At 63.4% G+C, this 14107-nt stretch carries 16 protein-coding genes and 1 pseudogene; 11 read left to right on the top strand and 6 right to left on the bottom strand.

Annotated features, from left to right (window positions below; all coding sequences use genetic code 11):
* Window positions 1-97: 97 nt before the first annotated feature.
* The 4 genes from KY494_RS02835 (at window position 98) to KY494_RS02820 (ending at window position 3235) form a co-directional block, all read left to right on the top strand.
* Window positions 98-484, top strand: a complete 387-nt coding sequence (locus KY494_RS02835; RefSeq protein ID WP_219889805.1) for a hypothetical protein — start codon at window positions 98-100, stop codon at window positions 482-484.
* A 13-nt stretch (window positions 485-497) separates the two neighbouring features.
* On the top strand, window positions 498-929 hold the full coding sequence (locus tag KY494_RS02830; RefSeq protein ID WP_219889803.1) for a hypothetical protein: 432 nt from the start codon (window positions 498-500) through the stop codon (window positions 927-929).
* 227 nt (window positions 930-1156) lie between these two features.
* On the top strand, window positions 1157-1624 hold the full coding sequence (locus tag KY494_RS02825; protein WP_219889802.1) for a cache domain-containing protein: 468 nt from the start codon (window positions 1157-1159) through the stop codon (window positions 1622-1624).
* 60 nt (window positions 1625-1684) lie between these two features.
* Window positions 1685-3235 carry a methyl-accepting chemotaxis protein gene (locus KY494_RS02820; RefSeq protein WP_258194615.1) on the top strand — a complete coding sequence of 517 codons (1551 nt, stop codon included), beginning with the start codon at window positions 1685-1687 and terminating at the stop codon, window positions 3233-3235.
* Here KY494_RS02820 and KY494_RS02815 read toward each other — a convergent pair.
* Complete coding sequence (locus KY494_RS02815; RefSeq protein WP_219889801.1) at window positions 3232-4272, bottom strand: hypothetical protein; 1041 nt, start codon at window positions 4270-4272, stop codon at window positions 3232-3234. The two genes, KY494_RS02820 and KY494_RS02815, sit on opposite strands and share 4 nt — an antisense overlap.
* A 43-nt stretch (window positions 4273-4315) precedes the next feature.
* Entirely contained in the window at window positions 4316-4747 is a 432-nt protein-coding gene (cadR, locus tag KY494_RS02810; RefSeq protein WP_034787498.1) for a Cd(II)/Pb(II)-responsive transcriptional regulator, read from the bottom strand.
* Between the two features lie 97 nt (window positions 4748-4844).
* On the opposite strand from cadR, the gene KY494_RS02805 reads away from it, so the two are divergent.
* Window positions 4845-7118: a heavy metal translocating P-type ATPase gene (locus KY494_RS02805; protein ID WP_219889800.1), complete on the top strand. Its 2274-nt coding sequence runs from the start codon at window positions 4845-4847 to the stop codon at window positions 7116-7118.
* A gap of 83 nt (window positions 7119-7201) precedes the next feature.
* Window positions 7202-7642 carry an alpha/beta fold hydrolase gene (locus KY494_RS02800; RefSeq protein WP_219889798.1) on the top strand — a complete coding sequence of 147 codons (441 nt, stop codon included), beginning with the start codon at window positions 7202-7204 and terminating at the stop codon, window positions 7640-7642.
* 27 nt (window positions 7643-7669) lie between these two features.
* On the opposite strand, the gene KY494_RS02795 is transcribed toward KY494_RS02800, so the two are convergent.
* Together KY494_RS02795 and KY494_RS02790 are read right to left on the bottom strand one after the other, a co-directional pair.
* On the bottom strand, window positions 7670-8464 hold the full coding sequence (locus tag KY494_RS02795) for an anti-sigma factor (RefSeq protein ID WP_219889797.1): 795 nt from the start codon (window positions 8462-8464) through the stop codon (window positions 7670-7672).
* Window position 8465: 1 nt separating this feature from the next.
* The gene (locus KY494_RS02790) at window positions 8466-8966 is read right to left on the bottom strand and encodes a sigma-70 family RNA polymerase sigma factor (protein WP_258194614.1); all 501 of its coding nucleotides are present in this window, start codon (window positions 8964-8966) and stop codon (window positions 8466-8468) included.
* Window positions 8967-9193: 227 nt separating this feature from the next.
* Between KY494_RS02790 and KY494_RS02785 the strand changes: the two genes are divergently transcribed.
* Genes KY494_RS02785 through KY494_RS02775 form a run of 3 tightly spaced genes read left to right on the top strand, consistent with a single transcriptional unit; the run spans window position 9194 to window position 10920 of the window.
* The gene (locus KY494_RS02785; protein WP_219889796.1) at window positions 9194-9592 is read left to right on the top strand and encodes a cytochrome c family protein; all 399 of its coding nucleotides are present in this window, start codon (window positions 9194-9196) and stop codon (window positions 9590-9592) included.
* 47 nt (window positions 9593-9639) lie between these two features.
* Window positions 9640-10533 carry a metallophosphoesterase gene (locus KY494_RS02780; protein WP_219891449.1) on the top strand — a complete coding sequence of 298 codons (894 nt, stop codon included), beginning with the start codon at window positions 9640-9642 and terminating at the stop codon, window positions 10531-10533.
* 3 nt (window positions 10534-10536) lie between these two features.
* Window positions 10537-10920 (top strand): cupredoxin domain-containing protein, encoded by a 384-nt coding sequence (locus KY494_RS02775; RefSeq protein WP_219889795.1) that lies wholly within the window; start codon window positions 10537-10539, stop codon window positions 10918-10920.
* 31 nt (window positions 10921-10951) lie between these two features.
* On the opposite strand, the gene KY494_RS02770 is transcribed toward KY494_RS02775, so the two are convergent.
* Window positions 10952-11620 (bottom strand): SUMF1/EgtB/PvdO family nonheme iron enzyme, encoded by a 669-nt coding sequence (locus tag KY494_RS02770; protein WP_219889794.1) that lies wholly within the window; start codon window positions 11618-11620, stop codon window positions 10952-10954.
* 97 nt (window positions 11621-11717) lie between these two features.
* Window positions 11718-11846: pseudogene (locus tag KY494_RS30095) on the bottom strand (SUMF1/EgtB/PvdO family nonheme iron enzyme); the annotation flags it as partial.
* Window positions 11847-12096: 250 nt separating this feature from the next.
* On the opposite strand from KY494_RS30095, the gene KY494_RS02765 reads away from it, so the two are divergent.
* On the top strand, window positions 12097-13248 hold the full coding sequence (locus KY494_RS02765) for a sensor histidine kinase (protein ID WP_219889792.1): 1152 nt from the start codon (window positions 12097-12099) through the stop codon (window positions 13246-13248).
* Window positions 13245-13997, top strand: coding sequence for a LytTR family DNA-binding domain-containing protein (locus KY494_RS02760; RefSeq protein ID WP_219136970.1), 753 nt, complete (start codon window positions 13245-13247; stop codon window positions 13995-13997). The genes KY494_RS02765 and KY494_RS02760 overlap by 4 nt, the downstream gene beginning before the upstream one ends.
* The last annotated feature ends 110 nt before the right edge of the window (window positions 13998-14107 follow it).

The following is a 14107-nucleotide window of genomic DNA, read 5'->3' as shown; positions in this document are numbered from 1 at the left end:
ATAAACGGGTAAATGCTTGCTGTACATGCTGTACGGCAAGCATTTCCGCTCTTGGCATACAATGCGGCAACTTCGTTTTCGGCCCCGCCATGACCTCATGCAGCTACTCAAGAAAACCGGCCTGATCGCCGCCGCCCTCCTGTTCGCCATCGTGCTGGCAGGCTGGCTCTTCATCAAGGTGAGCGCGGCCCGCAATGCCAGCGTGTATGCCCAGCAATGGAACGACCAGCGCACGTGCGTGATCAAGACCTATGTGCCCCATTATGGCAACGGCGTGCCGCACAATATCGTGCGCGCGCTCAGCACTTCTACCTTCTTCCGCGTCTACCACAAGGATGGCTCCTTGCTGGAAAGCACGGAATGGGTGCTGGACATGCATGAAGACGGCATCCTCGACCATGCGCGCTGGGGCCAGAACCAGTCCCGCGCCATCTATCCGACCGACATGGGCTACGAGGGCTGGACCTTGCCTGAATGCGCGTGAACGGGGAGTCATTGTGCAAAAACAAAATGGACTGCGCGGCCCCTGGGTCGACCTGCCGTATGAACCTACGCTGTACCACTTCCTCGGCCCCTTCGACGTGTATGACCGCGAACACACCCTGGGAGTGGAACTGGACACCTGGGACATGAACGACCCGCTGCAGCGCACGGCGCTGATACGGCGCGACATCACGTCGCAATACAAGGAACTCAGCTACCGCCACCGCCATGCGCTGGTGGCCGTGCTGGCGCAGGCGCTGCACGACCCCGGCTACGATTTCCAGGCCATCCTTGAGCATGATCCCGAAAGCACGCACGCCCTGCCCGCCTTGTGGGATGAAATGGCCGACCCGCGCGCCTTTTTCGCCGATATCTACCGACTGGCGCAGCAGGATTGGGCCGACGATCTGGCGCGCGCGGCGGCGGAAGACCCTGCCAACTGGTAGCGCGGCGCGCATGCCACACTAGTGTATCGATAGCCGGCAGCGGCCTTTCCCCTCTGAAAATCCCATTGCGGCAACGTGCACGCGATGTTGCAAAAACGCCCCATTCAAAAAAAATCTGTTGCACCAGCGCATGCCCGCTGGCATCGCGCTACCATGAACCGTCAGCGCTCCCCCCACCGCACCGGTTCTCTGCCGGCTTTCCCTGCCGCAATGTGAAGGAGATTCTCATGTCCAAGTTCGCCCCTGCCATTTGCCTGTCGCTCATACTTGCCGCCGCCACCTTGCCCTCCATCGCCAGCGCGGCCGACGGCGGCGCCACGCGCGCCGACGCCGAAGCCATGGTCAAGAAAGGCGTGAGCTACATCAAGAGTGCCGGCGACGCCAAGGCGTATGGCGAGATCACGGCCAAGGCGCCGCAATTCATCCTGCATGACCTGTACCTGGTCGTGTATAAACTCGACGGCACGGTGGTCGCGCATGGCGCCAACCCGAAAATGGTGGGCAAGAACCTGATTGAACTCAAGGATATCGACGGCAAGGCCTTCGTCAAGGAAAGAGTCGACCTGGCCAAGAGCAAGGGCAAGTTCTGGCAGGAATACAAATTCACGAATCCGGAAAACAAGAAGATCGAACCGAAGGCCATGTACTGCGAAAAACTGGCCGACACCGTCGTCTGCGGTGGCATTTACCTGTAGCCCGCCGCCGCGCCGCCAGCGCCGGGATGGTTTTTCGCTCTCTTGACGATATGGATTCCGATGAAAATCGCACAGAAGATGTTGATCGTCCCGCTGGTCGCGCTGGCTTGCCTGCTGGCCATGGGGGCCTTGTCCTACTTCGCCATGCAGCAGAACGAGCAGCGCATGCGCGAACTGAAAGACGTCACCCTGACGGCCGAACGGCTTGCCAATCAGCAAGCTATTGCCCTGGGCCAGGTACACGCCGATGTGTATGCGAAGATCGCCATCGCCGCCAGCCTGACGGACGAGCAATTCAAGCAATTCGGCGCGCAAACGGATGGCCAGCTTAATGCCATTGCGCAAGGATTGAAGGAACTGCAGAAATTCTCGGGCGCCGCCACGGAAGCGGCCCAGGCCCTGCCGGGCCTCGAACGCTACCGCGCCAGCGTGGCGCAGGCGCTGGACCTGGCGTCGATGGACCCGAATACGGGCGTGGCGGCGATGCAAAATGCCGCCACGCACTACCAGCAAGTGCGCGGGCAGCTGCGCCAGGTGCTGCTCAACCTCGACCATCGCACCGTCGATGCCTTGCAGGAAACAAAAACCGCGGGCCAGCGCGCCGGCTGGCTGTCGCTCGGCACCATGGCCATCGGCTTTGCCTTGCTGGCCCTGATCGCCACCTGGGTGGCGCGTTCCGTCGTGCGCCCCATCGACGAGGCTTGCCGCGCCGCCGAGTCGCTGGCCGCCGGCGACCTGACCATGCGCATCGACGCCCAAGGAGACGACGAGGTGGGCAAGCTGTCGCGCGCGCTGGCCACGGTCTTGAAAAACTGGAACACTTTATTGGGCGAGATACGCCAGGCGGGCTCCACCATCACGGTGGAAGCGAGTGAAATCGCACTCGGCAATGCGGACTTGTCGGCCCGCACGGAGTCGCAAGCCCATTCCTTGCAAGAAACGGCGACCTCGATGCACGCCCTGACCGATACCGTGCGCGAAAATGCCAGCCATGCGCACCAGGCCAACCAGATGGTGCTGTCGACCTCGAACGTGGCGCTGGAAGGCGGCCGCGTGGTGGGCCAGGTGGTCGAAACGATGGGCTCGATCAAGGCCAGTTCGGGGCGCATCGTCGACATCATCGCCGTCATCGACGGCATCGCGTTCCAGACCAATATCCTTGCCTTGAACGCGGCCGTGGAAGCGGCGCGCGCGGGCGAACAGGGACGCGGCTTTGCCGTCGTCGCCACCGAAGTGCGGGGGCTGGCGCAGCGCTCGGCCACGGCGGCGCGCGAAATCAAGCAGCTGATCGAGGATTCCGTTGCCAGGATAGAAACGGGCAGCGAGCTGGCCGACAGCGCCGGGCGCACCATGGGCGATATTGTCGCTTCCGTGCAGCAAGTGACGGAAATCATGAACGACATCACGGCGGCCAGCCAGCGCCAGAGCAAGGGCATCGAGGAAGTCAACAATGCCATCACGGAAATGGATGAATTGACCCAGCGCAATGCCGCCCTCGTCGAGCAATCGGCCGCCGCCGCGCAAAGCATGCAGGACCAGGCACATGATTTATTGCGTGTGGTCGATGCCTTCCGCCTGGGCGACGGCGGCACGCCGCTGCTGCCCCGTTAGCGCAAGTCGGGCCTGGCGGCCTTGGCGCAGGCGACCATCTTGTCGCCTGCTTGCGCCAGGGCCGGATCGGAATCCGTCTGCAGGCGCGTGCCCACGCTGTACTGGTCGGCATAACTGCCGCGCATGGCGGCGTAGGCATATACGTGGTCTTGTCCGCCCTTGCCCGCGCCGTAATCGACGGCCGCATAACCGATGTTTAACAGGCTGTACAGCGCGCCGATCTGCTGCTTGTGCAGCCATTCCATCAATTGCACGATGCGGTATTGTTCAAGGTAGCTCAACTCGCTGACATTGCGACCGGCCAGCGCGTAATACAGTTCGGCGCGGGCCATCCAGTTGCCTTTGGCGGCGGCCGCCACCAGCGCATCCCAGGCGGGGCCACCGCGCTCAAGCTGCGATTGGCGCGCCGTGGCGGACCAGGCATCGACGGCGGCCTGCTGCGGCAAGGGACCATAGGACGCGGGCGCGCGGCAGACGAACTGGCGCACATCGGCCCCGCCCGCCTTGATATCCTTGCTGATCTGGCCCTGGATCTTGTCGACCAATCCCAGCAAGCGCATGCCATAGTCATCCATCGACCAGGCGGCGGGCAGGCGCCCCAGCCAGGCCAGTTCGTCCTGGTTGGCCCTGGCCGCCATGGCATACGCCTCGGCCTTGACTTGCAGCTGCGCTTGCGTCTTCTTCAGCAGCAACTTGGCCGCATCCTGCTCGATATCGTAGCGGCTGGCACTCTGCATCAGTTGCGCGCATTTCTGCAGGGCGGCAGGCTCGCCTTGCCAGCATTTGGCGGGCACGGCCATATTCCAGCGCATGCTGACTGTTTCCAAAACGTAATTTTCTTCGCCTTCGGCCGGCTTCACGAAGGCCTGCCCTTCTTCGTTCGTCAAGCCTTTGAGCAGTTGCTGGCCGCCGGCCGTGCTCCAGGTATAGGGATCGTCGGTGCGCGGCACGCCGGGCACGCTGTACAGGGTCAGGTAGAAGGCGGATTGGGCTTGCTCGGCGGCATGAGCCAGGGGAGACAGCAGGGAAAGTGTCAATAAAGTACTTTTAGAAAACAATGTTGGCATGAAGGCAGATCGCTTAGTGAAGTTCGGTATGGCAGGCGCAGTCGTGGCCGCTGGCCGCCTCGGACAGGTTTTGCAGAATCGCGCAGTCTTGCGACGGCTGCGGCTGGTCGCACTGGTGGCGCAGGGTCACCAGCTGCTGCTGCAGGGTTTGCAAATTCGCCATCTGCTCGGCGATGCGCAGGATATGGTGATCGAGCAATTCATTGACGCTCTGACAGCCTTCGGCCGGATTGTTCTTAAATTCCAGCAAGGCGCGGATATCGGTCAGGCCGATCTGCAAGGAGCGGCAATGGCGGATGAATTGCAGCCGTTCCTGGTGTTCTTCGCGGTATTCGCGGTAGCCGGCACTGTTGCGCCCCGGCTCCTGCAGCAAGCCCGCCTTTTCATAGTAACGCACGGTTTCCACGTCACAATCTGTCCGTTTGGCCAGTTCTCCGATACGCATGGCATCCCCTTTTCATTCTTTCTTGCAAATTCTCTTGACCCTGTAGCGGCTACAGGGTTTCTAATGGAAGCATACACCAATCCAGAAGGATGATGCGATGCCACACGATAGCCATAACCACGCGCACGACCACGAGCATAAGCACGATCATAAGCACGAACCGAGCCCGGCGCCCACGGCGGCCGGCTGCTGTTCCAGCCAGCATGCGTGCTCGTCCGCGCCAGCCCTGCCCAGCGCCCCCATCGCCGGCGCGAGCACAGCCAAATACCGCATCGCCAACATGGATTGCCCCACGGAAGAACGCTTGATCCGCAACAAGCTGGCCAATATGGCGGGTGTCGTGGGCCTCGATTTCAACCTGATGAACCGCGTGCTCGACGTACACCACACACTGCCTACACTGGCCACGGTGGAAGCGGCCCTGCACGGCATCGGCATGCAGGCGATTCCCATGGAAGCGGACGCGGTCGTTGCGCGCGACCCGAACGAAGGCACTCTGTCCGGCCTGCAAAAAGGCTTGCTGGTGGTTTCCGGCCTGGCCGCTGCCGGCGCCGAGGCGCTGGCGTGGACCACGCACGCAGACAGTTCGCCCCTGGTCATCGCCCTGGCCCTGCTGTCGATTGCCACGGGCGGCTGGCCGACCCTGAAAAAGGGCTGGATTGCACTGAAAACGTTCACCCTGAACATCAACTTCCTGATGAGCCTGGCGGTCTTCGGCGCCATCGCCATCGGCCAGTGGCCGGAAGCGGCCATGGTCATCTTCCTGTTCGCCATTGCCGAGCTGATCGAAGGCTTGTCGCTGAACCGCGCGCGCAACGCCGTGCAAAGCCTGATGCAGCTGGCGCCCGACACGGCCACGGTCGCCGACGCCAGCGGCGCCTGGAACCAGGTCAGCGTGGCCACGGTGGCCATCGGCACCTTGATGCGCGTGAAACCGGGCGAGCGCATCGCCCTCGACGGCATCGTGCAAAGCGGCGAGTCGTCCGTCAACCAGGCGCCGATCACCGGTGAAAGCATGCCGGTGGACAAGGCCGTGGGCGACGTCGTGTATGCGGGCACCATCAATGAACGGGGCTTGCTCGACGTCACCGTGACAGCCAACAGCGGCAACAGCACCCTGGCGAAGATCGTCAAGGTGATCGAGGAGACCCAGGGCAAACAGGCGCCCACGCAGCGCTTTGTCGACAATTTCGCCCGCTACTACACGCCCGCCGTGGTCGTGTTTGCCATTCTGGTGGCCGTGCTGCCGCCCTTGCTGTTGGGCCAGCCCTTCATGGCCTGGATCTACAAGGCCTTGGTGATGCTGGTGATCGCCTGCCCTTGTGCACTGGTCATTTCCACGCCCGTCACCGTGGTCAGCGGCCTGACGGCGGCCGCGCGGCGCGGTATTTTAGTGAAAGGCGGGCAATTCCTGGAAACCGGTTATCGGATCAAAGCCATCGCCGTCGACAAGACGGGCACCTTGACCATGGGCAAACCGGCCGTGACGGACGTGGTGGCCTTGGCAGGCAACGACCGTGACGCCATCCTGCTGCTGGCCGCCAGCCTGGATGCCAATTCCGCCCATCCGCTGGCCGCCGCCATCGTCAAGGCGGGTCCGCCCGCCAGCAGCCACCTGCCCGTGAGCCAGTTTGCCGCCCTGCATGGGCGCGGCGTGCAAGGCAATATCGATGGCCAGACCTATTATCTGGGCAATGCGCGCCTGATGACGGAATTGAAGCTCTTGACGCCGGACCTGCAAGCCATCCTGGCGCGGCTGGAACAGCAAGCGTACACGGCCATGGTGCTGGCCAGCCCGGCCGGCGCGCTGGGCGTGATCGCCGTGGCCGACGTGCTGCGTCCGACGGCGGCGTCCGCTATCGCCAGATTGACTGCGCTGGGCGTGACCACCGTGATGCTGACGGGAGATAATTTGCTGACGGCGCAGCGCATCGCGGCCGAGGTGGGCGTGAGCCTGGTCAAGGCGGAATTGCTGCCGGAAAATAAACTCGATGAAATCAAGGCCTTGCAGCAGCAATTTGGCGTGGTCGCCATGCTGGGCGACGGCGTCAACGACGCCCCGGCCCTGGCGCAGGCCGACATCGGCTTTGCCATGGGCGCGGCCGGCAGCGACACGGCCATCGAAACGGCGGACGTGGCCCTGATGGATGATGAACTGGGCAAGTTGCCCGAATTCATCAGCCTGAGCCAGCGCACGCGCAGCATCCTCGTGCAAAACATCAGCTTTGCCATCGGCATCAAGGCCGTCTTCTTCGGCCTGGCCCTGGCCGGCATGGCGACCCTGTGGATGGCCGTGTTCGCCGACGTGGGCGCCAGCCTGCTGGTGGTGGCCAACGGGCTGCGCTTGTTGCGCAATAACAAGCAGGTATAGTCCCGCAGAAATATTTCCATCTGGACAATTCATGTGAAAAACGCTACTTTGATGGCTGTTGATAACAGCCATCAAAGTAGCCGATGAGACCCATTTCCCACCTCGCCCTGCTGTCCGCTCTGCTGCTGTCCACGACAGGCCTGCACGCCGAACCCCTGGCCGTCGCCGACAGCATCTGCACCTCGCCCGCACAGCCTATCCGCGAGCAAGGCTATGTGCCCATCAACGGCATCGAACAATGGATCACGGTCACGGGCGCCGCCTGCGGCAATCCCGTTATCCTCTTCATCCATGGCGGCCCGGGCAATGCCTTGAGTCCGTTTGCCGACGCCATCTATCTGCGGCAGCACCTGGACAAGGACAAAGTCATCCTGATGGGAAGTTCCTGGGGTTCGATCCCGGGCGTGCACATGGCCAGGGCGCGCCCCGACCTGTTCCATGCGTATATCGGCACGGCGCAAGTGGTCAATGCGCGGGACAACGAGACCGGCATGTACCGGGAAGTGCTTGCGCTGGCGCAGTAGTCAATTAGAAGGCCCGGCGCGGCGCTTTTACGGCAGAGCGTCCTGGTCGATCTGCGCCGCGAACCGGCGCTCGAAGTCCATCAGTTCCGGCACATTGAGGTCGGAAATGAGCCGATATTCCATGCCGGAGCGGCTCCAGCGTATCAAGTGATAGCCCTGCTTGACGCTCAGGCGCGGCGGCGCATCGCCTTTTGCTTGCTCAGGCCAGACATACAGGTTCAGCACATGCTGATGCCGGCGATACGCCAAGGCGGCGACGGGGCGCTGCCTGATATAGTCGAGGCGCCCGCCGACCAAGGGAAAGCCGGCTTGCGCCAGGTCAACCACGGGCGGTGAAAAATCGAGCTTGCCGCTGAACCATGGCTTGACCGTGTGCTGGTCGGACGACGCCACGTCGGCCAGGCGATCGGGCAGCAGCGAACGGAAATGGCTGGCCACGATCTCCTGGTCCAGCCGTTCCGCCTCCGATGGCACGGACAGATACAGCGTCAGGGTGACGGCAAACGCCGCCGTGCTGATGCCGGCCACGCCAAAATTGATCCACGCCCACGGCAGTTGCGCCCATTTCCGGCGCTGTGGAACTTCCTTCGCCGCCTTCCCCTCTTCCTGCAGCGCCTGGCGCAGGCGCTGCTGCAGGGCGGCTGGCGCGGTGTGGCGCAGGCCATGCCGGCTAACCGCAGCGCGCAAGTCCAGCAGCTGTTCGAACGCCTTCGCGCAGTCCGGGCAATGGGCCAGGTGCTGCCTCAATTCCTGCGACGCCAGTGCGTCGAGCTCGCCATCGGCAAAGGCGGACATCTTGCTGTGTGATACGGTGCACTGCATTTCATTTCTCATCGGTATGTTGTTTTAGGTATAGCAACAACAGCTTGCGTCCCCGCGCCAGGCGCGACATCACCGTGCCGATCGGGATGCCGACGATGTCCGCGATCTCCTTGTAGGACAGATCGTCAAGTTCCTTCAGCACCAGCACTTCCCGGAAAGGTTGCGGCAGTGCTTCCAGGCCACGGTTGATCGCCTGCCTGACGTCGGACCGGGCCAGGATGTCTTCCGGGGCCATGCCGCATCCATCCCCATCGTGGCCGTGCATTTCCTCGTCAAAGCCGATGTCGTCGTGTTGCGGGCGGCTGTCGCGCAGCGACGTGTAATAGGTATTGCGCACGATCGTCAGCAGCCAGGCGCGCGCGCCATCGCCATCGCCATGGTAGCCGTCCATGAAGCGGTAGGCGCGCAGGAACGCCGTCTGCACCAGGTCCTGGGCATCCTGATCATTGCGCGTGAGCCATCGCGCCAGGTTGTAGGCGGAATCCAGATGAGGCAAGGCCATTTTTTCAAACAACCTGGTTTTATCGATGTCATTCAAATCAACACCCATCCGCCTGTCGACCGTCTCACTACATAAGACTCGCTTTGCCTGCGATTTATTCCCGCTGCAGGGACAAAAATAAACCGGCAGGGACGGGAATATTTGCACCGTCGTCGGAGTTATAGCACTTGCAGGCCCCGATTGCATCGGGTCCATGCCACATACCTGCAAATGGAAGGAACGTAACCATGAAATACCCGTACTTCATCCCCGGCCTGGCGGCGGCCATGCTGATGGCTTCCAGCGGCGCGGCCACCGCCGGCGACGCCGTCCACGGCCAGCTGCTCTACAAAACCATGTGCATGTCCTGCCACTCGATCGACTACAACGGCGTCGGTCCCGCGCACAAGGGCGTGTTCGGCAGGAAAGCCGGCAGCGCCGCCGGCTACGGCTATTCGCCGGCCGTGAAGGCGTCCGACGTCGTGTGGGGCGAGAAAACCCTGGATCTATGGCTGACGAATCCGGAAAAACTGATTCCCGGCCAAAAAATGGGCTACATGGTGCCGTCCGCGCAGGACCGCGCCGACCTGATCGCGTATTTGCGGCAGGAAGCCGGGCGGGCCAGCCCGGCCACGGCCGCCAGATAGCGTTTGTTTTGCCACCGGCATCGACTGAAACGAGGAGAAATATCATGATGGACCGCAGAAGTTTCATGAAACTGACCGCCATCGGCGGGGGCGCCGTGTTCATGTCCGGACTGTATGGACATGCGCCAGCGGCGGCGGCCGGCAACACGCCCGCCCCCTACGACGATTTTTACTTCGTCCAGTTGTCCGACGTGCACTGGGGCTATAGCGGCGGCGCCAATCCCGACGCCCTCAATACCTTCCGCAAGGCCGTCGCCACCGTGAATGCGCTGGAGGTGCAACCCGACTTCATCATCTTCACGGGCGACCTCACGCATACGACGGACGACCCGAAGGAGCGCCGCCAGCGCATGGCCGCATTCAAGGAGATCGCGGCGGGATTGAAGGTGAAAAGCGTGCGTTTCATCCCTGGCGAGCACGACGCCTCGCTCGACAACGGCGCCGCCTTCAAGGAGAACTTCGGCCCGTCCAATTACACGTTCGAGCACAAGGGCGTGCATTTCATCGCCCTCGACAACGTGTCCGACCCCGGCGCGCGCATCGGCGATACGCAACTGGAATGGCTGAAAAACGACCTGGACAAGCAAGCCAAGGATGCGCGCATCGTCGTCTTCACCCACAGGCCCCTGTTCGACCTGGTCCCCAAATGGGACTGGGCCACGCGCGACGGCGACAAGGCGATCGCCCTGTTAATGCCTTACAGCAATGTGACCGTGTTCTACGGCCATATTCACCAGGAACATCACCACATGACGGGGAGAATCGCGCACCACGCCGCCAAATCGCTGATTTTCCCTCTGCCGGCACCGGGATCGCAGGAAAAGCGCACGCCCCTGCCGTGGGACCCCGCCTTGCCAAACAAGGGACTCGGCTTTCGCGAAGTGGAAGCGCAGGCGGGTAATGATTATAAGCTCACGGAATTTCCCGTTACAAGGACCTAAGCCATGGACCGCGCCAGAAGACAGCTATGTGCAAGGTTGGCCTGTGGCTTCGGCGCGCTGCTGACGGTAGCCGCCATCGACGCCCAGGGGTTTAGGAAAATTGCCGGAAAGGAAAGGATCATCGCCATCGAGGCGAGGAAATTCGTCTACACGCCGAATGAAATCACCGTGAAAAAGGATGAAACCGTCGTGCTGGCGTTCACCGCCGTCGATTTCATCCATGGTTTTTTCATCCCGGACATGAACATCCGCGCCGACCTGAAACCGGGCCAGGTCACCGAAGTGCGGCTGACGCCCGGCAAGGCCGGTGAGTACGCCTTCTTGTGCGACAATTTTTGCGGCAGCGGCCACGAGGAGATGAACGGGAAGATCATCGTCACGGAGTAAGGAATGCGGCGAGCGATGATTGTTCGAATCATCATTCAGGCGGCCGTCCCCCGGCATCGCGTTGCGCCTGCCGCGCCGCCGCCAGTGCCCCGACAAAGGCGGCGTCGCCCCCGGTGCAGGCGCTGGCCGTGCAGCCGCCCGTGTCCTCGGCGATGCGGAAGCCTTCGCCCAGGCTGCTGGCATTGCCGCGTCCGCCATGCCCGCGCGCGGCGCTGCGCAGCACCTGGCGCGAGGCAGAATAGCTGCCGCCCCGCGTGATGAAATAATCGCCCTCCGCCTCGCAGCCCTGGCTCCAGGCCGCGCCATCGGCGGGCGCGCCCCGGTAATCGGGATGCTGGCAATCGGCCACCCACTCGGCCACGTTGCCCATCATGTCGTGCAAGCCGTAACCGTTAGGTGCATACATGCCCACGACGGTAGTGTACTCGGCGCCGTCGTCGCAATCGGTGACCAGCATGTCGAGGCCGTGATCGCGCCGGGCCGCGGCCTTGAAACGCCGGTCCTTCATGTTGGCGTAGCTACACAACTGCTCAGGAGCATCGCCGGACGCGTATTTCGTGGCCGTGCCCGCGCGCGCCGCGTATTCCCATTCCGCCTCGCTGGGCAGGCGGAATGGGCGACCCGTTTCCCGCGCCAGCCATTGCACATAGGCCGTCGCATCGCTCCAGCTCACGCACATGACGGGGTGATGGTCCGTCATGTGCGGGGGCATCCCAGCCCGACTCCTTGAGCGCGATGCCGTCAGTGCGGTCGAATTCCCAGCATTCGCTTGCCGCCCGATAGCCGGTGGCGGCAACGAATTGCCGGAACTGCGCCACCGTCGTCTCGTATTTTGCCAGTCGGAATGCGGCCACGCGCACTTCGTGGGGTGGCCCCTCGGCCGGATTGTGGCTGCCGTCGCCGATGCGCGGCTCCGTGCTGCCCATGATAAACACGCCGGCGGGAATACTGGCCATGGGCGGAAGGATGGGTGCGGCGGCCTGGGCGCTGCAAAAAATGGCGCAGGCAAGGGAAATAGTGCTGTGCTTCATGTGGCTCCTGGTAATTGGTGAATGAGAATACAGATTGACAGCCCGGCCGGCCCCTTGCCCCGCCCATGCGACGAATCGACAATGGGGCCGACGAACGGCAAGCCATGTTCTGGTCAATCAGGCAACGGGCCGCTACACTACGCCCATGACCAGAAAAACGACTTTGCTACGGGGCTGGCGTTCGCTGTGGGAACTGCGCCCCAGGCACGAAGTCCCCATCCTCACCCGCCTGCTGCTCATCTCCCTGATCGGCATCGTCCTGGCACTGGGCCTGATGGCCATCGTCGCCATCTTCGGCCGGGTCGACCGGCCGCACTGGTGGTGGGCGTCGCTGCTGCCGAATATCGGCATCTGCCTGTGCATCGTGCATACCCTGTTCGGCGTGCTGCGCCTGGCCGGGCGCTGGCTGCCGGCGCCGCTCGTCGAGCGGATGTCGCATGTGCGCGACATCCGCGCCGGCATGGCTCTGGGCGCGCTGGCACTGGCAGCCATCATTGGCGGCATGAGCATCGGCTTCACCATCGTCCCGATACTGGTGGGTTTCAAGGTGTGGGGCATGTTCGTCTCCCTGCCTGCCGCGCTGACCAAGTTTGCTGTATTCATCCTGTTTGTCATGGGCGCCAACTGGGCATGGTGGCGCTCGCGCCTGCGCCAGCAGCAGTTGCAAAGCGAGGTGACGGATGCGCGCCTGCGCCTGCTGCAGGGGCAGATCGAGCCGCACCTGCTGTTCAATACCCTGGCGAACATCCAGAGCCTGATGGACTACGATCCGCCGCGCGCGAAACGCATGCTGGAAACGTTTTCCGGCTACCTGCGCGCCAGCCTGTCGCAGCTGCGCCAGGGCGACAGCACGCTGGATGCGGAACTCGACATGGCAAGCCAGTATCTGTCCCTGCTGCAGATCCGCATGGAGGAGCGGCTGCGCTTCCGCATCGACGCCAGCGCGCAAGCGCGCCTGGCCAGCATGCCCACGCTGATGCTGCAGCCGCTGGTCGAAAATGCCATCGTGCACGGACTGGCGCTCATGTTGGACGGCGGCAGCGTCGTCGTGCATGCCGAGGTGCGCGCGGGCCGCCTGGAAATCCGCGTGCTGGACGACGGCGCGGGCTTGACGGCCCCAGGCAAGCCACCGCGTCCGGGCAGCGGCATGGCGCTGGCCAATCTGCGCTCGCGCCTGCAGGCCCAGTTCGGCGCGCATGCCAGCCTGGTCCTGCGCGGGCGCGAGCATGGCACCGAAGCCGTGCTGGAGCTGCCGTACCGGCGCGCCGCCAGCGCATGCCCAGTGGAGGCCGCATGACGCGCGCCGTGATCGCGGACGATGAACCGCACCTGGCGCTCTACCTGCGCGACCAGCTGCTGGCCCTGTGGCCGGACTTGCAGGTCATCCATATGGCGCGCAACGGCGTCGAGGCCGCCGCCTGCATCGCCGAGCTGGAACCCGATATCGCCTTCCTCGATATCCAGATGCCGGGGCTGTCCGGCCTTGAGGTGGCGCAAGGCATCGAAGGCCCTACCCGCGTGGTGTTCGTCACCGCCTTCGACGAGTTTGCCCTGCAAGCCTTCGAGCAGGCAGCGCTCGACTACGTATTGAAACCCGTCACCACCGAAAGGCTGGCCCGTACCGTGGCGCGCTTGCGGTCGGTGGCGCCCTTGCCGCCCGCCAGTGCGGCCATGGCACAGGCGCTGCAGCAACTGGCGGCCGCGCCCGGCCCTGCCCGCCCCCGGCTGCGCTACATACTCGCGTCCCGGGGCGAGCGCACGCACCACCTCGACGTGGCCAAGGTGCGCTTTTTCCATGCCGACGACAAGTACACGGTTGTCGCCAGCGTGGATGGCGAATTCCTGATCCGCACACCCATCGCCGACCTGGCCAGCCAGCTTGATCCTGAACAATTCTGGCAAGTGCACCGCTCCACCCTGATCAATCTGGCCTGGCTGGACGGCACGCGCCGCGACGACGCCAGCCGTTTGTTCCTGCGCATGCGCGACCACGCGGGCGAGCTGCCCGTGAGCCGCGCCTTCGTCCACCTGTTCCGGGCCATGTAGCTGCAGCCGCCTAGTAGCGCTGACGTCGCCGGAGGTCGTCCTGGCGGCGATCCGGCAAGTCTTGCCCCCGGCCAACGAGAAGTGAATACTGGAAAATGGCTTCCCCGCAT

The organism is Janthinobacterium sp. PAMC25594, from assembly GCF_019443505.1.
GTDB lineage: Bacteria > Pseudomonadota > Gammaproteobacteria > Burkholderiales > Burkholderiaceae_D > Janthinobacterium.
Note: the sequence above shows the minus strand (reverse complement) of the source record. Positions and strands in the feature narration are given on the sequence as shown.

Bases quoted from the DNA above. Each gene is read 5' to 3' on its own strand.
- KY494_RS02795 (WP_219889797.1), bottom strand. From the start codon at position 8,464: ATGCAGTGCACCGTATCACACAGCAAGATGTCCGCCTTTGCCGATGGC.
- KY494_RS02760 (WP_219136970.1), top strand. From the start codon at position 13,245: ATGACGCGCGCCGTGATCGCGGACGATGAACCGCACCTGGCGCTCTAC.
- KY494_RS02835 (WP_219889805.1), top strand. From the start codon at position 98: ATGCAGCTACTCAAGAAAACCGGCCTGATCGCCGCCGCCCTCCTGTTC.
- KY494_RS02785 (WP_219889796.1), top strand. From the start codon at position 9,194: ATGAAATACCCGTACTTCATCCCCGGCCTGGCGGCGGCCATGCTGATG.
- KY494_RS02775 (WP_219889795.1), top strand. From the start codon at position 10,537: ATGGACCGCGCCAGAAGACAGCTATGTGCAAGGTTGGCCTGTGGCTTC.
- KY494_RS02790 (WP_258194614.1), bottom strand. From the start codon at position 8,966: ATGGCCTTGCCTCATCTGGATTCCGCCTACAACCTGGCGCGATGGCTC.
- cadR (WP_034787498.1), bottom strand. From the start codon at position 4,747: ATGCGTATCGGAGAACTGGCCAAACGGACAGATTGTGACGTGGAAACC.
- KY494_RS02820 (WP_258194615.1), top strand. From the start codon at position 1,685: ATGAAAATCGCACAGAAGATGTTGATCGTCCCGCTGGTCGCGCTGGCT.
- KY494_RS02825 (WP_219889802.1), top strand. From the start codon at position 1,157: ATGTCCAAGTTCGCCCCTGCCATTTGCCTGTCGCTCATACTTGCCGCC.
- KY494_RS02805 (WP_219889800.1), top strand. From the start codon at position 4,845: ATGCCACACGATAGCCATAACCACGCGCACGACCACGAGCATAAGCAC.
- KY494_RS02800 (WP_219889798.1), top strand. From the start codon at position 7,202: ATGAGACCCATTTCCCACCTCGCCCTGCTGTCCGCTCTGCTGCTGTCC.
- KY494_RS02765 (WP_219889792.1), top strand. From the start codon at position 12,097: ATGACCAGAAAAACGACTTTGCTACGGGGCTGGCGTTCGCTGTGGGAA.
- KY494_RS02770 (WP_219889794.1), bottom strand. From the start codon at position 11,620: ATGACGGACCATCACCCCGTCATGTGCGTGAGCTGGAGCGATGCGACG.
- KY494_RS02780 (WP_219891449.1), top strand. From the start codon at position 9,640: ATGGACCGCAGAAGTTTCATGAAACTGACCGCCATCGGCGGGGGCGCC.